This is a genomic window from Lachnospira multipara LB2003, assembly GCF_000702205.1.
GTDB classification, from domain to species: Bacteria; Bacillota; Clostridia; order Lachnospirales; family Lachnospiraceae; genus Lachnospira; species Lachnospira multipara_A.
The window spans coordinates 191271-213725 of record NZ_JNKW01000001.1 but is presented as its reverse complement, the minus strand read 5'-3'; the positions used below and the strand labels follow the sequence as shown (position 1 = coordinate 213725).

The 22455-nt window shown below is 33.4% G+C and carries 18 protein-coding genes and 2 other RNA genes; 2 read left to right on the top strand and 18 right to left on the bottom strand.

The window, feature by feature from the left end:
- The 3 genes from T537_RS0100955 to T537_RS0100950 form a co-directional block, all read right to left on the bottom strand.
- Entirely contained in the window at positions 1–630 is a 630-nt protein-coding gene (locus tag T537_RS0100955; RefSeq protein WP_031555675.1) for a DUF4230 domain-containing protein, read from the bottom strand.
- Between the two features lie 319 nt (positions 631–949).
- Positions 950–1127: non-coding RNA, 6S RNA (gene ssrS, locus T537_RS12630), on the bottom strand.
- A gap of 130 nt (positions 1128–1257) precedes the next feature.
- Positions 1258–2214, bottom strand: coding sequence for a sigma-70 domain-containing protein (locus tag T537_RS0100950; protein WP_031555673.1), 957 nt, complete (start codon positions 2212–2214; stop codon positions 1258–1260).
- Between the two features lie 810 nt (positions 2215–3024).
- On the opposite strand from T537_RS0100950, the gene T537_RS0100945 reads away from it, so the two are divergent.
- Positions 3025–3666 (top strand): RpiB/LacA/LacB family sugar-phosphate isomerase, encoded by a 642-nt coding sequence (locus T537_RS0100945; protein WP_027437632.1) that lies wholly within the window; start codon positions 3025–3027, stop codon positions 3664–3666.
- Between the two features lie 377 nt (positions 3667–4043).
- On the opposite strand, the gene T537_RS0100940 is transcribed toward T537_RS0100945, so the two are convergent.
- From T537_RS0100940 to T537_RS0100915, 6 genes are all read right to left on the bottom strand, one after another.
- On the bottom strand, positions 4044–5222 hold the full coding sequence (locus T537_RS0100940; protein ID WP_031555670.1) for a galactokinase: 1179 nt from the start codon (positions 5220–5222) through the stop codon (positions 4044–4046).
- Positions 5215–7614: an alpha-galactosidase gene (locus T537_RS0100935; protein WP_242839145.1), complete on the bottom strand. Its 2400-nt coding sequence runs from the start codon at positions 7612–7614 to the stop codon at positions 5215–5217. The genes T537_RS0100940 and T537_RS0100935 overlap by 8 nt, the downstream gene beginning before the upstream one ends.
- Before the next feature lie 287 nt (positions 7615–7901).
- Positions 7902–9290 carry a glycoside-pentoside-hexuronide (GPH):cation symporter gene (locus T537_RS0100930; protein ID WP_031555666.1) on the bottom strand — a complete coding sequence of 463 codons (1389 nt, stop codon included), beginning with the start codon at positions 9288–9290 and terminating at the stop codon, positions 7902–7904.
- A gap of 24 nt (positions 9291–9314) precedes the next feature.
- Positions 9315–10826 (bottom strand): DUF6937 domain-containing protein, encoded by a 1512-nt coding sequence (locus tag T537_RS0100925; RefSeq protein WP_031555664.1) that lies wholly within the window; start codon positions 10824–10826, stop codon positions 9315–9317.
- 9 nt (positions 10827–10835) lie between these two features.
- Complete coding sequence (locus T537_RS0100920) at positions 10836–11411, bottom strand: TetR/AcrR family transcriptional regulator (protein ID WP_051637125.1); 576 nt, start codon at positions 11409–11411, stop codon at positions 10836–10838.
- A gap of 282 nt (positions 11412–11693) precedes the next feature.
- Positions 11694–12110, bottom strand: coding sequence for a GNAT family N-acetyltransferase (locus tag T537_RS0100915; RefSeq protein ID WP_031555660.1), 417 nt, complete (start codon positions 12108–12110; stop codon positions 11694–11696).
- 133 nt (positions 12111–12243) lie between these two features.
- Here T537_RS0100915 and T537_RS0100910 point away from each other — a divergent pair, with 133 nt between their 5' ends.
- A complete protein-coding gene (locus T537_RS0100910; RefSeq protein ID WP_031555659.1) occupies positions 12244–13197 on the top strand; it encodes a pectinesterase family protein in 954 nt (317 codons plus the stop codon).
- A 9-nt stretch (positions 13198–13206) separates the two neighbouring features.
- On the opposite strand, the gene T537_RS0100905 is transcribed toward T537_RS0100910, so the two are convergent.
- The 9 genes from T537_RS0100905 to gpmI form a co-directional block, all read right to left on the bottom strand.
- Positions 13207–13944: a hypothetical protein gene (locus T537_RS0100905; RefSeq protein ID WP_031555656.1), complete on the bottom strand. Its 738-nt coding sequence runs from the start codon at positions 13942–13944 to the stop codon at positions 13207–13209.
- Between the two features lie 24 nt (positions 13945–13968).
- Positions 13969–15543, bottom strand: coding sequence for a sensor histidine kinase (locus tag T537_RS0100900; protein WP_034244074.1), 1575 nt, complete (start codon positions 15541–15543; stop codon positions 13969–13971).
- A gap of 12 nt (positions 15544–15555) precedes the next feature.
- A complete protein-coding gene (locus T537_RS0100895) occupies positions 15556–16230 on the bottom strand; it encodes a response regulator transcription factor (protein ID WP_031555650.1) in 675 nt (224 codons plus the stop codon).
- Positions 16231–16240: 10 nt separating this feature from the next.
- Positions 16241–16930: a hypothetical protein gene (locus T537_RS0100890; protein ID WP_242839144.1), complete on the bottom strand. Its 690-nt coding sequence runs from the start codon at positions 16928–16930 to the stop codon at positions 16241–16243.
- 350 nt (positions 16931–17280) lie between these two features.
- Positions 17281–17622: a transfer-messenger RNA gene (gene ssrA, locus T537_RS12625) on the bottom strand.
- A gap of 52 nt (positions 17623–17674) precedes the next feature.
- Positions 17675–18154 carry an SsrA-binding protein SmpB gene (smpB, locus tag T537_RS0100885; RefSeq protein WP_031555644.1) on the bottom strand — a complete coding sequence of 160 codons (480 nt, stop codon included), beginning with the start codon at positions 18152–18154 and terminating at the stop codon, positions 17675–17677.
- A 43-nt stretch (positions 18155–18197) separates the two neighbouring features.
- Positions 18198–20348 (bottom strand): ribonuclease R, encoded by a 2151-nt coding sequence (gene rnr, locus T537_RS0100880; protein ID WP_031555640.1) that lies wholly within the window; start codon positions 20346–20348, stop codon positions 18198–18200.
- A gap of 99 nt (positions 20349–20447) precedes the next feature.
- Positions 20448–20705 (bottom strand): preprotein translocase subunit SecG, encoded by a 258-nt coding sequence (gene secG / locus T537_RS0100875; RefSeq protein WP_027438019.1) that lies wholly within the window; start codon positions 20703–20705, stop codon positions 20448–20450.
- A gap of 139 nt (positions 20706–20844) precedes the next feature.
- A complete protein-coding gene (gene gpmI, locus T537_RS0100870) occupies positions 20845–22386 on the bottom strand; it encodes a 2,3-bisphosphoglycerate-independent phosphoglycerate mutase (RefSeq protein ID WP_031555637.1) in 1542 nt (513 codons plus the stop codon).
- Positions 22387–22455 lie beyond the last annotated feature (69 nt).

Below are 22455 nucleotides of genomic sequence, written 5' to 3'. Positions count from 1 at the left end.
TTATTCTCCCTGAATGATTTCTACTGTATAATCCCCGTTCATATGGTTGCTCCAAGGGGTCATTAAACCTTCAACTATATTTTTTGCATTATCTTTTGCAAGCCTCTTTATCTCGCTTTCATTTTCTGCTTTTTGCTTTAAATCTTCCTGACACTTTGTATAACTTTCTGCAACCACTGTTTCATTATTGTATTTTTTATCGCCAAAAATGTACTCAAGAGATGTTGAATCCACCAAGGTATCCTGAATTGTTACATCCGGCAATGTAATAGTTATCTTTTTTTCTTCGTCATTTACATCTATTCCAATTGCATTAAAATCTATTCCTGCCACAACTGTTCCCTTGTAGGAAACGTAGTATTTAACCTTTTTGTCATCGTCTGTGTTTACCTGAACTATGGAATTATATATAAAGCTAGCGGTTTGAAGCTCACTAATTTCAAAAACCTCTCTTATAGAGCTTTCCGTAACCGTTGTTACCTCCCCTTCTTTATTCTTTAAAATATCCATTTTAAAACCTGGGAGCCCAGGAAATTTAAGCTTTAACAAGCTTAAGATAAGCACTATTACAAAGATAATTACTACAATTTTTAATAGTCCTTTAAATAATTCTCCAATTAAATCCATCATTTAACACCTCATCTTATTTTTTTCATTTTTTCATATGCATGAATGTCTTATTTTTTCATATGCATAAATGTCTTATTTATACATATTTGCATTATCTATTTCTCCTGCATATTATATTTTAACATATAGCTATACTATTATAATCACTCATTTAGGGGGATTTTATATTCTTTATTTTTATGAAAAAAAGAAAAAGGAAGAATAAAAGACACAAAGATAAAAGGAACAAAAAAGCAAAAAATTAGGCACAAAAAAGCACAAAAATAAGGCGCAAAAAAAGACCCTCATACTTTCGTATGAAGGTCTTTGAATTCTTAAACAACCTCCCAGAACGCCGTCCGCCTACGGTTTCGACTCCTAGCAAAGCCAGGTGGGTAACCGCAACTATACATCTGCCATCCACTCTATGGAGGCTCGACATCAGCATAGCGATATAGGAATCCCGTCGAATAAATGTAGGATCAAAATAAGTAGGTTTGCGAACGCCCCAGGAATATTAATAAATTCCGATGTTTCTTTGAGATTTTCGCTCTCTTAACTTAAGTTAATTATGCCACTAAAAGCCCTATTTGTCAACTATTATCATAGTACAAAAGGACTAGTTAACATTTAAAAGTATTAGATTAATTAATTATCCTTTTTAATGGTTTTTGGATAGTCTATATTTTCAATATTCTCAGCTGACAAACTAATTGCCTCATTAATCACATCTTCTGAAACTTTCATCTCTTTTGCTACTTCTGCCACTGTTGGCTTATGTCCTAATTCTTCCATTAAATTTTTAGCAAAATCATTAACTTCGTTGACCTTATTTAAGATTTTTCCTGTTACTAGGTTGGCATTTCCCTCTTCGTCAATTAGCATCTTTAAGCTTCCCTCAACCTCGTCACGTACAGCCTTAATTATTTCTCCGAGAACAAATAAAAGATCTTCTGTGCCGCCTTCTTTTATCTTATCCTTCCATTCATAGTTATTAAGCCATCTTTTTTCATTAATATATGACATCATTGCTAGGTTTGCTTCCTGAATTAAGTCTGATGCATAAACACCCTTATTTCTATATGGAGCTATCCAGTCAACTATCATTTCAAGAAATGACTCAGATAAAAGCTCTAATGACTCATTATCATTATCTTCAACGATATTCATAAGTAAAAATGCCTTTGATGTATCAGATAATGTCTCGATTCTTGCTAAATCATCTAAATATAGTTTAAGATATTTTTCGTCTTCTTCATAATTAAGATTATTAGCAATTTCTCTAGCTACATTCTTATCCTTATCAGAAGCTTCTGGTTTGGCATCAAACATATCAATGCCCTCTACCTCAACTTCTTCTGTACTATCACTTTCTTGTTCTTTATCCTTAAACATTTCTGTAAATTCGTTATCTTCCTGACCACTTACCTTAATTTCATGAGCCATTAAATAACCTGTTATCATGCCCATCTTAGCATCATCTAAATCCATATCTTTAAAATAGCTATTTATATCTTCTTGTGTAATAATATTACCATTTACCTTAGCATATTCCTTTAAGCTATTAAGGTTTTCCATAAAATTAGCCTGATTATTATCTGCCATATTTCCTCCATTATGTATATGTTCATAAAACAATTATTCCCTAAACCTCCTCAAAAAATATATGCCATTTTATGTTGTTTAGGGCACCTTTTATTATACCAAATTAAGTCAATACCCTTGAAATTAGATTGATGATTTATTTGAGTTGTTATCTTAGAGCGATTTAACTAGGAATAAGATAATAATTAGGATTGCTTACGGTAAAATGACATATAAATGAGGATTTTACCGTAAATATATCATTTGTAAAAATACAAGAATTTTAACCTTACGGTAAAAACGTGTATTTTATACATTATTTCTGTAAATCACAAAAAGGGAAATTTAATAAGAAATTCAATTTTACAGAAAAAAAGCTATAATTAATCACTTTTCTGTAAGGTATAAAATCTAATTTAAGAAATTATAATTTACGCCTACGGATAAATTCTTATAAAACCACACTTTTACCGTAGTAGTAAAATTTCAGATATGATTTAGCAAGTTGCATTTACAGAAATTTTCTCTAATTCTTGATATTTACCGTAAGGTTAAAATTCTATAACTTTTCATTTTGACTAACATTACATAAATCTCTCATTAAAAGCTCTATTTTACCGTAATCCAGATCTTCTATAAATAAATAGATTAGAAATTATCACATTAAGAAAGGCTAACCTGATAGTTATGTTAATTCTTTGTCAAATTTGACAAATACCCATAGTTTCTTTAATATTAAACTGTTTGTAACAGTCTAAGTCAGCCATTAAAATTACACTTTTAATGGCTGACCTAGCTAAGATTTTTAAAAAAAATTATGGAGGAATTTTTATGAGAATCGCTCTTATTAATGAAAACAGCCAGGCTGCTAAGAATAGCATGATTTATGATGCTTTAAATAAAGTAGCTAGCGCAAAAGGACATACAGTTGATAACTATGGTATGTATTCAGCAGAAGATGATGCTCAGTTAACATACGTTCAGAATGGTATCTTAGCAGCAATCTTACTTAATTCAGGAGCTTGTGATTTCGTTGTTACAGGTTGTGGTACAGGTGAAGGTGCTATGCTTGCACTTAACTCATTCCCAGGCGTTCTTTGTGGTCATGTAGTTGATCCTTCAGACGCTTATATGTTTATGCAGATTAATGATGGTAACGCTATTGCTCTTCCTTTCGCAAAGGGCTTTGGTTGGGGTGCTGAACTTAACCTCACTTACATCTTTGAGAAATTATTTGAAGGTGAACCAGGTGGTGGATACCCTAAGGAAAGAGTTGTTCCAGAACAGAGAAATAAGAAGATTTTAGACGGCGTTAGAGCTGTAACTTTAAAGCAGGATTTAGTAGAAGTTTTAAAGCAGCTTGATAGCGACTTAGTTAAGGGTGCTGTTGCTGGTGATAAATTTGCTGATCTTTTCTTTGCAAATGCTAAAGATGAGAAGATTATCGAATATGTTAAGACACTTAGAGCATAATTAGATCATTTTTAATAATTTAAATAAAAAGAGAGTTGCATAAAAACAACTCTCTTTTTTTGTTGCAACTGCATTGCAGCTACAACAAATACAGGAAACTTACGCCAGTAGATGCAGTAAAACCAGCGTAACAGGTCTTGAACCCCTCGCATTTTATGCGCACCGCGCGGGCTCGGGGCTACATTGCAACCGCATTGCGGTTGCAACAGGTCTTGAACCCCTCGCATTTTGTGCGCTCTGCGCGGGCTCGGGGCTACATTGCAACTGCATTGCGGTTGCAACAGTTCTTGAAGCCTTCTTATTTTGTGCGCTCCGCGCGGGCTCGGGGCTACATTGCAACTGCATAGCAGTTGCAACAATATATAAAGAATTAATCTTTATCGTAGTTCACGTGGACCTCCACCTACACTTAATGGATAGAAGTCTGCCACTAGGCCTGTCTTTTTTGTGTATTCCTTTGATACTTTTTCAATGAATTCATCTACGTATTCTTCTTTTACCAAAGATACTGCGCAGCCACCAAAACCTGCGCCTGTCATTCTAGTACCAATTACACCCTTCATCTTAGATTGTGCATCATATAAAGCATCAAGTTCTTCTCCAGTTACTTCATAATCATCTCTTAATGAAATATGGGACTCATTCATTAACTGTCCAAACTTTTCAATGTCATTATTAGTTAATGCTTCAACTGCCCAGATAGTTCTCATATTCTCATATACAGCGTGTCTAGCACGTCTTAGCTTAACTTCATCTGTGATATAATGCTTATTTCTTTCAAATTGCTCTATGCTTAAATCACCTAAAGTCTTAATATTAGCACATTCTTCGCTTTCCTTTATCATTCTTAGTGCATCTTCGCACTCTGCCCTTCTTTCGTTATATTTAGAGCTTCCAAGACCTCTTTTCTTATTGCTACATGTGATTACAAGCTTTATTTTATCAAGTTTTATTGGCACATATTTGTAATCAAGAGTTGCTGTGTCTAAATAGATTGCATGGTCTTTCTTTCCCATGGCAATTGCAAATTGATCCATAATACCACAATTTACACCACAAAACTCATTTTCAGCTTTCTGACAAAGAAGAGCTGTTTTAATTTTTCCCAATTTAATTCCATATAATCTAATCATTGAAAGGCAAGTTAATACCTCAATTGAAGCAGAGGATGAAAGACCTGACGAGCTTGGTAAATCCCCATATACAAGCATTTCAAAACCTGATGAGAAGGCAATTCCCATTTTCTTAATTTGATCAATTACTCCCTTTGGGTAATTTGTCCACCAATCAGTCTTATTAAATTTCAAATTATTAATTCTTGTTTCAATGATTCCATTTTGATCATAATTTAATGAGAAAAATCGTATCTTTGAATCCTCTCTTTTTCTAATTGCTGCGTATGTTCCAAGGGGAATTGCGCATGGAAAAACATGTCCTCCATTGTAATCTGTATGTTCTCCTATTAAGTTTACTCTTCCAGGTGCAAAAAAGACTCTTACACCTTCACTAGTCCCAAAAACCTTTTCAAATTCTTCTATCATCTTGCGTTTAGTCATTTTCATTATCCACTACCTCTTCTATAAAGAATAATCTTGATGCAAAATCTTGATAAAAACGGACATCTCCGTCATATCCTGTTCCTGCATAATTCTGGTGAAGTCTTATTCCGCAATTATTAAGTAAACTGCCTGATACAACCATATCTTCTACTTCGCCATCCATTTTCTTAAGTTTTCCAATCACTCTATGTATTGCAGAATCTGGCTTTATATGAATTGGTGAAACTGTATTTATTAAATCTCCAAAATGCTTTATTTCATACTTATTAGACATATTAAAGAAATGATATTTCTTATTGTCATCTAAACCTGTAACTCTTAACCAAGCATTTGGCTGGTTAGCTACTGCTTTATCCTGCATTGTAAAAGCTAAAGCCTTGGTCTTATCCTTTGATACACAAATCCACTCATATACGCAATTACCAAACTCTGTTTCCTCGCCATTACTTAATCTGTAGTAATCTCCATCAAAAATAACATCACGATATTTTTTATAAATTGCGATTTGTTCCTTTAAAAGTTGAATCTGATCATCATTTAAATCAGAAAGATTAACCTCTAATCCTAGCATTCCAAAAGCTGCCACATTAAACCTTGATTCTTGCAATGTATTTCTTAAAGTCTGATGGTTAGGACTTGCTGAAATATGAGCTGCTATTACTGATGTTGGATATCCGTAACTATATCCTGTCTGAATTTTAGCTCTACACCAGGCATCTGTATTATCTGATGCCCAGATCTGTGGCATAAAGGAAAGAATACCTAAATCAAATCTATTTCCACCTGATGCACATCCTTCAAATAATACATCTGGAAACTCCTCCACAATACGTCTCATAATATCATAAAGACCTAGAACGTATCTGTGTGCCATTTCCTTTTGTCTAGTTAAATTAATGCCGTAATAATCTGTAAAAATACGGTTCATATCCCATTTTACATACTTTATATTGGCTGATGATAACATATCAAAAATTCGTGCCACAAGATAATCTCTAACTTCTTCCATGGTTAAATTAAGGATTCTTTGGTTTCTTCCCTCAGAATGATTTATTCCTGGAATCTGAATTGCCCAGTCAGGATGCTCTCTATATAGGTTAGAATCTACATTTACCATCTCAGGTTCTACCCATATACCAAATTCAAGACCAAGCTCATTTATCTTATCTGCCAAGCCCTTTAGTCCATTTGGTAATTTCCTTAAATTAACATCCCAGTCTCCAAGGGAACAAGTGTCATTGTCTCTGTTACCAAACCAACCATCATCCATTACAAATAATTCAACGCCTAAATCTTTGGCTTTTTTAGCCATATTAAGAAGCTTTGTCTCGTTAAATTTAAAGTAGCAAGCCTCCCAACTATTAAGTAAAACTGGTCTTACTTTCTTAGCCCAGGTTCTTCTTACTATATGATTTCTAATAAATTTATGAAAATTTTGACTTAAGTTATTAAGTCCATTTTTTGCAAAAGTCATTACAACTTCTGGGGTTTCAAAAATCTCGTCATGTTCTATTCTAAAGTCGAAGTTTTCTGGGTTTATGCCCATTACAAATCTTGCTTTTCCATATCCATTAGCCTGTGCGCATGAATAATGATTTCCGCTATAGATTATATTAAAGCCATAAGCCTCACCATAAAAATCCGATGTTTCTTTTCTTTTTAAAATTACAAGAGGGTTATTTCTATTGCTTGATGTTCCTGTAAATGATGAGTTTACAATTTTATTCTGTGTAACCTTTAGTTCATTTACATTCATTTCCCTTGTCCAAGCCCCTGTAAAGGTCATCATGGACAAATTCTTACTTGGTAAATCAAGGCAAAGAGAAAGCGCTCTGTTTATATCAATAAAAGTCTCTTCTTTATTAATTATTCTTACTCGTCTTGTTATACAATCTGTATCTTCAAATACTGTATAAACAAGCTCTAAATAAATATTTCTTTGGCTATCCTTTAGCATTATTATTAGCTGCTCATTCCCTGAAAAAGCCTCAGGCATGCATGTTAAATGTCTGTAGCCATTGCTTGAATAACCCTTAATTAATTCATAATCATGATAAATAAAATCGTTAGATGTGGATCCATCAATATTAGTTAAACATATCTGTGGTTCCCTAATATCGCCCTTTCCTATTGTTGAAACTTCTAGGGCTAGATCCTCAAGTCCAATATTGCTATATTCACTAGAATAGCTAATTGTATTTCCAGCTAAATATTTATTGATTCCTTCTGTAGCCTTAACGCCATCTAATCCAAAATCACACTTAGCTCCATAAAAAAGATGTGCCAAATGTCCACTTTCTAATACTGTAAAAGCATATGTTGTGTTTTTAGTATTAAGAAGAAAAGTTTTAGTATTTTTAGCACTATTTTTATCTAAAATCTCTATCAAGTGCCATCCTCCTATCCCTTATTGTTGCAACTGCTGTGCAGTTGCAATGTAGCCTCATGCCAGCGCAAAGCGCACTTAAATGCATGAGGTTCTAGTCTTGTTGCATTTGCGAAGCAATTGCAATGTAGCCTTGCGTGGCCGAAGGCACTATAATCGCAAGGTTCAAGTATTGTTGCAATTACTCTGTAATTGCAATGTAGCCTTGCGTGGCCGAAGGCACTATAATCGCAAGGTTCAAGATATAAAATATATTCTAGGGTTTTTATGCCCTAGAATATACCACTTACTTAATTATTTTTATGTATTTCTTTTGTGATTTCTTCTATTTTCTTATCTGTAAGTATGTATTTTTTCTTAAACCATAATACTGCTATAAACAAGCCAATTATTGGAATAATTGTCATTGTTGTTCTTAAACCTATTCTTGAAGCCTGTGAAACTCCCTTACTAAAGTCTATTACAGCATCTGTCTCACTAACTTCTGTACCACTTTGTAAGTGATTAAGTGAAAGGCATACTGATGCTACAAATGCTGCAATACCTGATGCTAACTTTACAACAAATGTCTGCATTGAAAAGATTACTGACTCATCTCTTCTTCCTGTCTTTAACTGGCCATAATCAACAGTGTTTGCAAGGAATACTGTTGTTAAAACCTGTAGAATTCCATTGGCTGCAAAGATAAAGAAGCCAGGTATGAAAAGCACAAAAACGTTATTCATTGATGTAAAGGCAATTCCTAGTAATGATGCATATCCTAATATTGCAAATAATAGACATATGTAAAAAATCTGAATATTGCTAAAGAATTTTCTAAGTAGTGTGTACATAAACATCATTGCTAATATCTGAATTGCACCACCAAACATATTAAAATATGTATAGCTTTCATACCAATTTCCACCGCCAAAATCGTATTTAAAGAAATAGATTACAAGGTTTGATGTGATATAAACTGCACAGTTAATTAATACTATTGCAATTACAACTGCCATTGCCTGATCATTGTTAATCAATGATTTAAACATTGTAGAAACAGTTGGTGTCTCCATATTAACGCTAGATTTTTCCTTAATTGTAAATACTGTTATACAGATAAAAATTACAAAAAGAATTGCAACTATTAAGGCAAGATACTTAAAACCAACCTTTTCATTGCTTCCGCCAAGTGCGTGAACAAGCATCATTGTAAAAATTGTTATTATTGCTGAACCTACGCCTGCGCATGATCTTGCAAGAGTTGTTAGTCCTTCTCTTTCCTTACCTCCATTAGTAAAGGCTGGTATCATTGACCAATATGGAATATCCATCATTGTATATGTTACGCCCCATATTATATAAAATACTGCGGCATAAGCTGTTAATCCAGCACCATCTAGGCTTGGAGGACAAGCAAACATAAAATACAAGATTATTGCATTTGTTACTGTTCCTATTAATAACCATAATCTAAATTTACCAAACTTAGATTTTGTCTTAGCAACTATAACCCCCATTATTGGATCATTAAAGGCATCAAAAATTCTTGCCACAAGTAAGATAATACCCATTGCAACTGCGCTAACACCTAAAACATCCTGATAATAATACAAAATATAACTAGCAGATAACATGTAAACCATGTCTTTACCTACTGCCCCTAAGCCGTAGGCAATTTTTTCCTTTAAACTAAGCATATAACTACCTCCCATAAAATTTTGCTAATTATTTTTTAATTCAAAAGCTTTTTTTACGACCTCATACGCCCCATCGTAAATATGTGCTTTTTTATTATTTATTATATTCTCACACATTTCAACGATTGTAGTTCTGTCCTTAATAAACATCTTAATCATTTGTAATGTATGTGGAATATCTTCACACTCATAAGTTCCATCGCCTATTTCTGCTGAGTGGATTGCGCCCCATTTTTCATGGCCACCTACTCTTTTAATAAATAGTTTTGGAACTGGATAAAATGATAACTCACTTGGTTTTGTTACTAATATATCGCAACTTCTCATTAAGATATTGGTGCAATATACTGCTTCAAAAATATTCTCGTGATAGAATCCGTGAATTCCTGTTATTTCTACATTTTCATCAAGTGCACCATTAGCAAAACTTTCTGTATCTTCCCAATTATTAAAATGTGTCTTAGAAATACTTTCCATTTCTGGTATTTCCTTTATTAACTCATCCCATACATTTTTATAATCACCTACGTTAACATATAAGCAGGCTTTTCCATCTTTAATTGGCTTTAGAAGATACTTTATTATACTTGCAAAAATCTCCCTTTGAGCTCCAGCACCTCCTATAGTTAATAGGAATCTAACTGGTTTTTTCTTATTAGCTCTATCGATTCTCTTTCTACAGTCTTCTTCAATATTTGCTACTAATTCATGATCAATATAATGACCTGTATAGCAAATATCCTTTTTAGACATTGGATTTAGAACTTTCTTTCCATTCATTCCATTTAAGTTTCTATATCCAAGAAGTGCTGAATGTGTCTGCACTGTATGTAGACTTCCTTCAGCTAAATGTAATGCCATTGGCCAGTTATCTGGAATTGCATTAACTACATATTTCATTCCTGCATGAACTGCTGCCTGAGCTGGCCATACATGAGTTCCCACAAGTGGTATGTCCTTTGGAATATTTTTAAATACACTAGTCATTAACTCTGCATTCTTCTGATCTGAAGAATTGTAGCTTATCTTTTTAAAGCCTTCATAATTCATTGGCTCCCAAACCACTGCATTAAAAAGCTTGGATTTCTGGGAAATCCTTGAGCCTAGTGAATAAAGCTCATTTTGTGCATTTATAACTTTTCCACCTGTTGTCATCTTATAAGAATTAAGATCCATCCAATATGGTGTGTATCCTAGGGCATTAGCAGCTGATGCTATGGCCATTGATATTCTATAATGTCCAAATCCCATTCTTATATTTCCAACAATTATTCCTTTATCATTATCAAAGCCTTCATTTAATCCAGCTTTGATTGCATTTTCTCCATTTTCACTTGGTGACATATCATCATTTCTAATAATAATGTTTTTTACACCTAATGTTTTTCCTATATATCTATTGTCTTCTAATGCCAACTTGTAATCCACATTAGAATCATCGCCAAATTTCTTTACGAATTTTTTCTTTGAATTATTAGAATTTCTTATGGTCTTTTTAGACATCTTGTTTCCGAAAATACTTTCTGACTTTGTCATATTCCCCTCCTATTTTATCTCAATACCTTGCATAACAATATTGATCATTTCTTCTAGTCTTTCTTCGTAAGTCTCATCCTGTGATGAATCGCAAAGCATTAAAACACCCTCAAGACCGGCTTCAACCATTATTTTAAACAAATCTTTATTTACTGGTCTTATCTTCTTTTGTCTAATTGCCTCATCAAGTAGTCCAAATGTAGGTTCCCAATCATTGTCAATTCTAGCCTTAAATTCTTCATAGATCTTAGAATTTCCTTCAACCGCAGCTGAAACCTTTCTCCAATCCACATTAGTAAATCTATCAGGAATACATATTATTGTTCTGCGTAATTTCTCCACTATATCTAGTGAAGGATCATTTATAATTTTAGTTTCCTCTTTCTTTACTAAGTCGAAACAATAATTTATAGCATCTATTACAAGTTCATTCTTATCAGTTACGATTTTATAAATTGTTTTCTTACTCATGTGAAGTCGCTTAGCTAGTTCATCCATTGTGAACTTCATTCCCTTATTATTGAATTCCTCAATGGTAGCATCAATAATAGCAAGCTTTAATTCTTTCATTTCTCTTGTGTCCATTTTTATACCTCCCTTTGTATTACTGACTATAAGTTTCTACCCCGACGCTTGTCACACTTAAGAAAACTTTTGGGAAACCTGATTAAGTTTCTTAGTTTCCTTACACTTAAAGAATATCATATGAGTTTCAAATATGCAACATGCTTTGTAGTAATTTATAGAAAAAGGTCATAATGAGATAGGTTCTTTTGTGAAAAATATACAAAAAGTCCTATAATTTCTAAAAATAAATTTTGAAATTATAGGACAAATAGTTTTGTTAATATATAATTGTATTTTTTACTAAACTAGATATTGTATCATACCTGGTCCTAAATCCGATGTTGGTCGTTCTATAAAACCATGTTTTTTATAAAACTCTTCTCTTCCCTTAGCACACATTAAGCATAACATCATCTTAGTATTTGGTAGTCTTACTGACTCAACATATTCTATTAGCTTATTTATTAGCATGCTTCCAATATGCTTTCCCTGATATTCCGGAACTATTATTAAGTCTTGTATATAGCTTATTACAGCTAGATCACTTACAACTCGCCCCATTCCTATTGGCTTATCATCATCAAAAACTGTAAAAATCTTTTGGCAATTATTTAGTGCTAAACTTGCCTGGCTTTTATCTAGTTTGACCCAACCTACTTTGTCTCTTAAATAAAGATATGTATCCACATCTTTAAAATCTTCCACTATTCTAATCATACACTTACTCCATATCTAAAAAAACTTTACGATTTTTAGTATACTTCTTTTCATTTTTAATGTCTAGACAAATCCACTATTTAAGCGTATTCTTTACTATGGATTTCATATTTTTAAAGAAAAGAGGAGAATTATGATTACTGTTGATATTAACAATCAGGGCGATTTTACATCTGTAAATAAAGCTATCGATTCTATTAAGAATAGCAATGACGAAGTTACAATTTTTATTAAAAATGGTGTCTATAAAGAGCGCGTTGAGATTTTTAGAGATAATGTAACTCTTATTGGTGAATCAAAGGATGGGGTTATAATTACCGATAGTCAGTATGCTCTTGAAATGCATGAAGATGGCAATAAGAAGGGAACTTTTAGATCTTATACTTTCCTTGTAGTTGCCAATAATTTCCACGCATACAATATTACTTTTAAGAATGAATCAGGCTTTGGTAAAAATGTAGGTCAGGCTATAGCAGTTTACGCTGAAGGAGACAAGCTTAGCTTTAAAAACTGTGCCATGTACGGTCATCAGGATACTCTCTACACTGGTCCCCTTCCAAAAGCTGAAAAAGAGACTGGCGGTTTTAGAGGTCCTACAGAAAAAGCCGAAAGACGTATTGTTCATCAACTCTATGAAGATTGCTATATCGAGGGTGAGGTTGACTTTATTTTTGGTAGCGCTGTTTGCTATTTTAAAAACTGTACTTTATTTGCCCTTGATAGAGGAATGGAGATTAACAGCTATTATACTGCTCCATCTACTTATGAAGAATCTGAGTTTGGATATGTTTTTGATAACTGTATCTTAACTGGTAATTGTCCTAAGGCTACTGTTTCTCTATCTAGACCTTGGAGAAACTATGCTAAGGCTGTATTTTTAAATTGCTATTATTCTGATCAGGTTATTCCTGAAGGTTTTTCTGATTGGAATAAGCCAGAGGCTCATGAAACTGTAAATTACTACGAATACAACGGAAAAGGACCAGGATTTACTCCATCTATGCGTGCTAGCTTCTCTAAAATATTAACTAAAGAGGAAGCCAGCAGATATTCTATGGAGCGTGTCCTTGGCCCTGATTTTAAATAAATTTTATATTTACTTTAATTCTATACTACCTAGTGTTTGACTATTTTGTACTGCAGTGACTGTTTTTCCTGAAATACTTGTTTCCAAATCCTTTGGAATCTGGAAAAGCACTACTGCAGTATAATTTTCTCCAGGATTTAAGCTTACATTATTTAGAGTTAACAGTGAGTTTTTTAGTAATGTAGCATAACTCATATAATTGTTTCCTGATATATTTAATTTCATTAATACGCCAGCACTGCTTGTGTTAGCGTTTATTACTGCTTGTGTGTTATTTACCACATTAAATTCAACACCAACCACAACTCTATCTTCTTCTGCTGGCACATATATTCCTGTAGGATTTACAGGATAAGTATTTCCAACTGTAAAGCCACTATAAGTTATACTGCATCCTGTAAGAGAAAGAGCATTTGGAAGGCTTGTAGATAAATCCTTTGCCTGAGTCTGTGGCTGCTTTGTTGTGCCCTGATTTGTTGTAGCAGAGCCAAATGTTGAGGGATCTCCTTGATTTCCCATAGCACTTTCACTTTCATATTCTGTAGTTGGTGTGTGATATCCATATAAGGCATCATAAAGTTTTGTATATTTCCATTCATTCTCATATGAATATTTAACCAAAACTCCTGCTGCATACTGGGCTATTAATTCTTCCTGTTCATCTGTAATTTCCACATCACCAGAACATCCATATAAACTCAAACTAAACATCAAAAAAAATATAACAAGAAACTTTTTTCTACTCATCTAGCCCCTCCTACTTGACCTGATTTATTTTACGTCACAATCTAAATCAAACCAGAATTCAACTCCATTATCTAGATTTCTTACTCCAGCCTCTTTTCCCATAGATGTCATTATTGCCTTAACAATAGATAAGCCTATTCCGTTTCCGCCATATTCTCTTGTCCTTGCTTTATCTACCTTGTAGAATTTTTCCCAAATTCTATCTATATCTTCATCTGGAATTGCATCTCCTGTGTTAAATACCTTAACTCTTATATTGGCATCATCCTTATTCTCTATTGTTACCTTTATAAGATTATCTCCCTTGCAATGATTAATTGCGTTAGAAATGTAATTTGTAATTACTTCTTCCACTTTTATCTCATCTCCCCAGGCATATAATGTATTATCGGCATTTTCTGTAATTATCTTTAAGTTTTTTTGATTTGCTCTTATTTCATTGGCATTTACCACTGAGCGCACTAATTCAGCTATATCAAATCGTTCCATTATAGGCTCATCATCACCAAATTCTAGCTGGTTTAGTGTAAGCAATCTCTTCACCATTGTATTCATCTTAGCTGCTTCATCAATAATTACGTCTATATAGTAGTTTCTGCTCTCCACATCATCTGCTATTCCATCCTTTAGGCCTTCTGCATAACCTTGAATTAAGGCTATTGGTGTCTTTAATTCATGAGATACGTTAGATAAAAAATCCGTCCTCATTTGTTCTATCTGTTCTTTTTTATCTATATCTCTTTTTAATTCAAGATTGGCTGACTTTAATTTTGAGATATTTTTTTCTAGTTTACTAGACATATCATTCATGCTATTTCCTAGAAGTCCAACTTCTCCCTTATCTTTTCCTGTATATTTTGCATCAAAATCAAGCTCTGACATTCTCTCTGCTATTTTTGAAAGTTCCTTTATTGGCTTTGTAATATATGCCGAGAATATAAAAACTGCCACAAGACCTATAAACATTACACTAATTCCCACATACCTAATTAATGTATTTGAGATTTCTATATTATCTTTTATGCTTTGTATTGGAAGTCTTATTATTACTGAATCCCCATTATCTAGGCTTCCCCACAATTCCATAAAAGAATCATCCACTGCCTTATCATATACTTTCTGAATAGTATAATTGCTTGTTGTTGATAGTATGTCAACTGTTTCTTGTCCAAATTTATCAAAATCAACTCTATAATCTTTTGGATTTAATTCCTCTGTCTCTTCTGAATTTTCTTCTGCTTTTCCTGCTCCTCCAAGTAATATGCTTAACATTAATCTTTGTAATAATCTATTATCACCTGACATATTACTTACATAAACCGTTGTCCAATCACTATCTACAACAAGTGCCTGCATTGCATTAGCTGATACATAGCTATCTAATTCTGTCATCATTGTAGTTTTATTTATTTCACCACTGTCGTACTTTGCTATTATCTCATTTACCTTATCATAGGTATTATGCATTGTTTTACTTTTGCCACTTATATAAAATTTTTCTGCAAATGCCACATTTATTACAAGCAACAAAACTACTAAGCTTGCCACTATTGTAACTAGTAAAAAGGTCATTTTAAATCTGATTGAATGTATTCCCATTTTTATCACCTACTAAATATCGAATTTATATCCCATTCCCCAAATAGTCTTTATATAATCACCCTTTTCACCTAGTTTTTTTCTTAGTTTCTTTACATGTGTATCTATTGTTCTAGCATCTCCAAAGTAGTCATAATTCCACACATTATTTAGAATTTTTTCCCTGGAAAGTGCTAGTCCTTTATTTTCTACAAAATATGTTAATAACTCGAATTCCTTAAAACTTAATTCAATTTCTTCATTATCGATTTTTACTGTATGTGCTGCCTTATCTATTATTATTCCACCTATATCCACTGTATCGCTTGTATCAAGTCCATAGGCTCTTCTAATTAAGGCATCTACTCTTGCTGTTAGTATCTTTGGGCTAAATGGCTTACTTATATATTCATCAACCCCCACTTCAAAGCCCTGCAACTCATCCTTTTCCTCGCCCTTTGCTGTAAGCATAATTATAGGAACCTTTGAGTTTTTTCGGATCATTTTACATGTTTCCCAGCCATCCATCTTTGGCATCATTACATCTAGGATTATTAGAGAAATGTCTTTTTTTTCATAAAAAATATCTACTGCCTCTTCTCCATTCTCTGCTTCAATTACCTCGTATCCTGCCTTAGTTAAAAAATCACCAACTAGTTTACGCATTCTGCTTTCATCATCTACCACTAAGACCTTTATCTTATCCATACATTTCCTCCTAATCCTTCTGATTTATGGACTCATTCTCTAAATCATACTTTAATTTATTTAGATCTGACTCTTTTTGCTTTAAATATTCTTCCTTAGATTCTAACTCCTGGGACCAGCCCGCATACTTATCCTGTATGCTTATTTCGTAGTTTACTATATTAGTATTAGTACCTGTCTGTAGAATAACAAACATTGCTATTAAGGCAGCCACCATAAATCCAATAACGATTAATGACTTTATATACTTATTTCTATATTTAGCTACAAGAATAGTTAGTTCATGCATCTCTGATCTATGCATAGAACGTTCTCTTCTTCTATCTATTTCTGCCTGAGTATCGCTTTTTATTGGAATTGGTCTTATCCTTTCATTTGGAATGTTAGGGCTCTTATATAAAAATTGCTGTAAATTCTTAAGATAGTTAATTCCTATACTTGTTGTAAAAAGCTGCCTATCAATTATTTTATTGTAAAGCACAAATACCTGCTTTGGGTCCTTAGAATCTGTCTTTTGAGACAAATACTTAATTGCTGCCATTTCATCCTTTGCTGCCTCTGCTTCAGCACTTGTCTTAAAATTATATCCACCAACAACATAGGATTTTTCCTTTGCTGCCTTAGCCTTTAAAAAGTCCTCATTGGCCTTTTTTCTAGATTCCATTAATTCAGAATCCTCTTTATTAATCTCTCTTTCCATATGCCTATTCCCCTTCTTGTAATTGGTCAAGACTCGCTCGCGAGTCTTGCGCGCCGGATTCGGGTTTGCCTGCAGACAAATTCCTGCCCGAATCCGTGCGCATCCTCGCAAAGCGTTCAACTCAGTCGGAGCTTGTACCCCGACTGAGTTAAATTACAATAATGCATACTTTCACGTTTAATCTAATTTCATTTTATCATTATATATTAGGAATAGCAATTATTTTAACAAGATTAACCATACTCTATTCTACTAAATATTTGTGTTAAAAATGTGTAATTCTAACTAGAATATTGGCGGATACTATTTTAATTTTAAATAAAAAAACAGACGGTTAATATTAACCGTCTGCATGGAACTGAGGGGAGTCGAACCCCTGTCCGAAAACCCATTCACCGTTCTTCTACTATTATAGTTAACTATACTTTCATTCCCTCAATATATGGCAAGTTAACGCGCCCTATATCTTAGTAGCTTCATAATACGCCCACCATCCTCAAAGCTTTGGATAGGTCGTTTCCTACTGTTTCGAAGCCTGGGTCCTAATGCGTAGGTTCACTAGGTCAGACTGCTGCTATTAAGCAGCGTATGCTAAATTTTCTTCAGCGTTTATATTTAATTTGGAATTTAACGCATCACCCTGCGAATAGCTTCACCGGCTTCAAGATCCCCGTCGAAACCTTTACAGCCCCTTAAACTAGCAAAAGAAATTTTAGCATTATTATGAACGACTGTCAATACTAGCTAGAATCTTAGGTTTCTATCCTTTAATTCCTTTTGTGCCTGACGTTCCTGATCTCTTTTTGCTATTGATTCTCTCTTATCATAGTTTTTCTTACCCTTAGCAAGACCTATTTCTATTTTTACCTTACCCTGTTTAAAATAAACCTGTAATGGCACTAATGTATATCCTTTTGTTGCAAGCTGTCCTGCTAATTTATTAATTTCTGACTTATGTAATAATAATTTTTTTGGTCTAAGAGGGTCTTTATTAAATATATTCCCTTTTTCATAAGGTGTAATATTCATATTTATGGCAAAAACCTCGCCATTTTGTATTTGAATATAAGACTCCTTAATTGAACATTTACCCTGACGAAGAGACTTAACCTCTGTTCCATGAAGAACAAGGCCAGCCTCAATTTTTTCTTCTATAAAATAGTCAAAATATGCTTTTTTATTATTAGCCACAAGTCTATTACTGCTTTCACTAGACTTTCCCATATATTTTGTCCCTTTCACTAATATCATTTACTTGTAATTACTATTATCTTTTGATTTCATCCTCATAACAATCCTCGAGGAATTTAAAATCAATTGTCTTTTGAAGCTTATCTGTACTAATTGTCACAACTTCAACCTTCTGACCTAGCTTATATGTCTTATTTGTTACACGCTCTACCATTTCGTAATGGTTTTCATCAAATTCATAATATCCATGCATGTTATTAACAGAAACCATACCCTCAATTGTATTTGGTAACTCCACATATATTCCCCAAGATGTTACTCCAGATATAACGCCTTCATATATTTCACCAATATGTTCAGCCATATATTCACACATCTTAATCTTATCTGTATCTCTCTCTGCCTCATCAGCTCTTCTTTCTGTATTAGAAGTAGAAAGTGCGATTTCTGGTAAAATCTGATTGTAGTGATCAATTCTTTTCTTATTAATTCCACCATGTAGGTTTTCTTTAATAATTCTATGAATCTGTAAATCCGGATATCTTCTAATTGGCGATGTGAAATGGCAATAATATTTTGCCGCCAATCCAAAATGTCCTATACATTCTGTTGTATATCTAGCCTTCTTCATTGAACGAAGAGCTAATCTGCTTATTAAAATCTCTTCCTGCGAACCTTCAATCTTAGATAATAACTTCTGGATTTCCTTTGGATGAATTTCGTCCCCTAGCCTAATTGAATAGCCAAAATTATTAATAAAAGTAGATAATTTCATCATTCTTTCAGGATCAGGATTCTCATGAGTTCTATAAAGGAATGGCAATTCCTGCCAGAAGAAATCCTCTGCTACAGTTTCATTGGCAATAAGCATAAAATCTTCAATTATCTTATTAGCTGTAGTTCTTTCATATGGAGCAATTTTTACAGGATGTCCCTTATCATCTAATTCAATCTTTGATTCTGGGAAATCAAAATCTATTGAACCTCGACTAAATCTCTTATTTCTAAGTAAATTCGCACATTCCTCCATAAGGAAAAACATATCTACTAAATCTGCGTATTTTTTGCTTTCTTCCTCATCTTTATCAATGATTATCTTTTTAACTGATGTATAGCTCATTCGTCTATCAACATTAATTAATGTTTCACAAATACGGTGGTCCACCACATTTCCCTTAGAATCAATATCCATAAGACAAGAAAGTGCCAGTCTATCTTCTCCCTGATTTAAAGAACATATTCCGTTGGATAATTGATGAGGTAGCATTGGAATCACCCTATCCACTAAATAAACTGATGTACCTCTTTTTATAGCTTCCTTATCTAGTGGGCTATTCTCTGTAACATAATGGCTTACATCTGCTATATGTACACCTAATTTATAGATATCGCCTTCCTTTGACAATGTAATAGCATCATCTAAATCCTTAGCATCTTCACCATCTATTGTTACTGTAGTAAGATTTCTTAAATCAACCCTACCAGCTTTGTCTTTCTCATCCACTTTTTCCGGAATCTTTCTTAATTCCTTAATAACATCATCTGGAAATTCTAAAGGCAAATCATATCCTCTAATCACTGACATTATATCTGTTCCTGGATCATTAATATGTCCTATTATTTCTGTTATCCTACCTTCTGGGTTTTTTCCTGGCTTACCGTAATTATGTATCTTACATACAACCTTACTGCCATCAACAGCTCCCATACAATACTCTTTAGGAATAAAAACATCTACAGAAATTTTGCCATTATCTGGAACAACAAAACCAAATCCTTTACCTTTCTGGAAAGTACCTACAAGACTTGTTATACCATGTTCCACAATTCCTACAATTTTTCCTTCGGCATGTTTATCAGCCTTCTTCTCTTTAGTTATAACAAGTTTGACTCTATCCATATGAAAGGCATTTAATGTATCGCTTGATTTTATAAAAATATCGTCTTCTCTATCTTCGATTGTGACAAAACCAAAGCCCTTGCTTGTCATTGTAAAAGTTCCGATTAAAGCCACATTCTCAGCCTTTATATATTTACCCTTCTTAGTTATTCCAATCTTACCTTCACTAACTAAGCAATCAAGAATCTCTTGTAAAACTGATCTTTCTGACTTAGGAACATTTAATAAAATAGCAATTTCTTTAGTTTTCATAGGAACATAAAACTCATTTCTAACAATTAAGTCTTCAATCATGTCCTTACGTTCTTTAAAAATCTCGTCTTTCATATATACCTCATAATAATTAACACAATTTATAACGCTTTTAGGGCAATTATTGCAATAGATAAAAAGCACCCTTAAGTATTACTTAAGAGTGCTAATAATCTAAAATTTAATGTTTAATACAATTGCAATTAGAATAAAAGCAATAACAAGGATTCTTGTGATTAAAACAAGCTTACCTTCCATTGAACGACCCTTATTCTTACCCCAATATGTATCGGCTACACCGCTGATTGTACCTGACAAACCGCTGTGCTTACTTTCCTGCATAAGTACTAAAATAGTTAGTGCAATTCCAACTAAAATAAAGATACCCATAAGGAAAATTCTAATTGTATCAGCCCATGACATACCAAACATCTATAACACCTCCTAGCTGATTAGTCAGCAACGAGATTATAATACCATATAAAAAGTCCTTGTGCAATATAAATTCTAATAAAAACTTAATAATATTATAGTTCTAAATGCTTTTTTATCATCAGCCCAAAATTAATTATTACTTTCTAACAAGTAATGAATGACCTGTCATTTCTGCAGGCTGTTCCATTCCCATGATTTCAATAAGTGTAGGAATGATATCTGAAAGCTTACCATTTTCAGCTAATGTATAATTCTCATCATAGTTAACTAAGATAAATGGAACTGGGTTTGTTGTATGAGCTGTAAATACTTCACCCTTTTCATCAATAAGCTTTTCAGCATTACCGTGATCAGCGCAAATAAATGCAACGCCATCAACTTCCTTAATAGCATCAATTACCTGTCCTACGCAGTTATCTACTGTCTCAATTGCCTTTACAACTGCATCCATAACACCAGTATGACCAACCATATCTGGGTTAGCAAAGTTAGCAATAATTACATCATATTTATCAGACTTAATAGCAGCAACTAACTTCTCGCATACTTCTGGAGCACTCATTTCTGGCTGTAAATCATATGTAGCAACCTTAGGTGACTTAACAAGAATTCTGTCTTCACCTTCGTTTGGTTCTTCAATACCACCATTAAAGAAGAATGTTACGTGAGCATACTTTTCTGTTTCAGCGATTCTAGCCTGTGTCTTACCATTCTTAGCTAAGAATTCACCAAATGTATTAGCATATGATTCCTTCTTAAATGCAACTTCCTTGTTAGGAATTGTTACATCATAATCTGTGAAGCAAACATATTTAACATTCTTTCTTGCTCCTCTTTCAAATCCTGTGAATTCATCATCACAGAAGCATCTTGTAATTTCTCTTGCTCTATCTGGTCTAAAGTTGAAGCAGATAATTGAATCTCCGTCCTTAATTGTAGCAACTGGACTACCATCTTCCTTAACAATAACAGTTGGTTCAACAAATTCATCTGTCTTACCATCAGCATAAGACTTAGCAATAGCTTCATTAACATCTGTAGCCTTAATGCCTTCACCGTTAACTAATGCCTTATAAGAGCTTTCAACTCTGTCCCATCTATTATCTCTATCCATTACATAATAACGACCATTTAATGTAGCGAACTTACCAACACCAAGTTCTGCCATCTTATCGCAAACAGCCTTAATATAGCCCTTACCACCATCTGTAGGTGTATCACGTCCATCCATGAAACCATGAACATATACATTAGTTAAACCATTCTTCTTTGCAAGTTCAAGTAATGCAAAAAGATGTGTAATGTGACTATGAACACCACCATCAGATAATAAACCATATAAATGTAAATCTGAATTATTCTCTTTACAATTCTTAATAGCGTCAAGTAAAGCTTCATTTGTAAAGAAATCACCATCTTCAATTGACTTTGTAATTCTAGTTAATTCCTGGTAAACAACTCTACCTGCACCCATATTAAGATGTCCAACTTCTGAGTTACCCATCTGTCCATCAGGAAGACCTACTGCAAGACCTGAAGCATAACCCTTAACGAAAGGATAATTTTTCATTAAACCATCCATAACAGGTGTGTTAGCTGCTGCAATACCATTACCTTCTTTAATATCACTTAAACCATATCCATCTAAAATCATTAATAAAACTGGCTTTTTACTCATATCATTTGCCTCCAAATATTTTTTCAATACTCTAGGATAATACCATATTTACTGATAAATTAAAATAGT

What these genes read in the sequence shown, in the direction of transcription:
- T537_RS0100955 (WP_031555675.1), bottom strand. Translation starts at nt 630, where the DNA reads ATGATGGATTTAATTGGAGAATTATTTAAAGGACTATTAAAAATTGTA.
- T537_RS0100950 (WP_031555673.1), bottom strand. Translation starts at nt 2,214, where the DNA reads ATGGCAGATAATAATCAGGCTAATTTTATGGAAAACCTTAATAGCTTA.
- T537_RS0100945 (WP_027437632.1), top strand. Translation starts at nt 3,025, where the DNA reads ATGAGAATCGCTCTTATTAATGAAAACAGCCAGGCTGCTAAGAATAGC.
- T537_RS0100940 (WP_031555670.1), bottom strand. Translation starts at nt 5,222, where the DNA reads ATGACTAAACGCAAGATGATAGAAGAATTTGAAAAGGTTTTTGGGACT.
- T537_RS0100930 (WP_031555666.1), bottom strand. Translation starts at nt 9,290, where the DNA reads ATGCTTAGTTTAAAGGAAAAAATTGCCTACGGCTTAGGGGCAGTAGGT.
- T537_RS0100925 (WP_031555664.1), bottom strand. Translation starts at nt 10,826, where the DNA reads ATGACAAAGTCAGAAAGTATTTTCGGAAACAAGATGTCTAAAAAGACC.
- T537_RS0100920 (WP_051637125.1), bottom strand. Translation starts at nt 11,411, where the DNA reads ATGGACACAAGAGAAATGAAAGAATTAAAGCTTGCTATTATTGATGCT.
- T537_RS0100915 (WP_031555660.1), bottom strand. Translation starts at nt 12,110, where the DNA reads ATGATTAGAATAGTGGAAGATTTTAAAGATGTGGATACATATCTTTAT.
- T537_RS0100910 (WP_031555659.1), top strand. Translation starts at nt 12,244, where the DNA reads ATGATTACTGTTGATATTAACAATCAGGGCGATTTTACATCTGTAAAT.
- T537_RS0100905 (WP_031555656.1), bottom strand. Translation starts at nt 13,944, where the DNA reads ATGAGTAGAAAAAAGTTTCTTGTTATATTTTTTTTGATGTTTAGTTTG.
- T537_RS0100900 (WP_034244074.1), bottom strand. Translation starts at nt 15,543, where the DNA reads ATGGGAATACATTCAATCAGATTTAAAATGACCTTTTTACTAGTTACA.
- T537_RS0100895 (WP_031555650.1), bottom strand. Translation starts at nt 16,230, where the DNA reads ATGGATAAGATAAAGGTCTTAGTGGTAGATGATGAAAGCAGAATGCGT.
- T537_RS0100890 (WP_242839144.1), bottom strand. Translation starts at nt 16,930, where the DNA reads ATGGAAAGAGAGATTAATAAAGAGGATTCTGAATTAATGGAATCTAGA.
- smpB (WP_031555644.1), bottom strand. Translation starts at nt 18,154, where the DNA reads ATGGGAAAGTCTAGTGAAAGCAGTAATAGACTTGTGGCTAATAATAAA.
- rnr (WP_031555640.1), bottom strand. Translation starts at nt 20,348, where the DNA reads ATGAAAGACGAGATTTTTAAAGAACGTAAGGACATGATTGAAGACTTA.
- secG (WP_027438019.1), bottom strand. Translation starts at nt 20,705, where the DNA reads ATGTTTGGTATGTCATGGGCTGATACAATTAGAATTTTCCTTATGGGT.
- gpmI (WP_031555637.1), bottom strand. Translation starts at nt 22,386, where the DNA reads ATGAGTAAAAAGCCAGTTTTATTAATGATTTTAGATGGATATGGTTTA.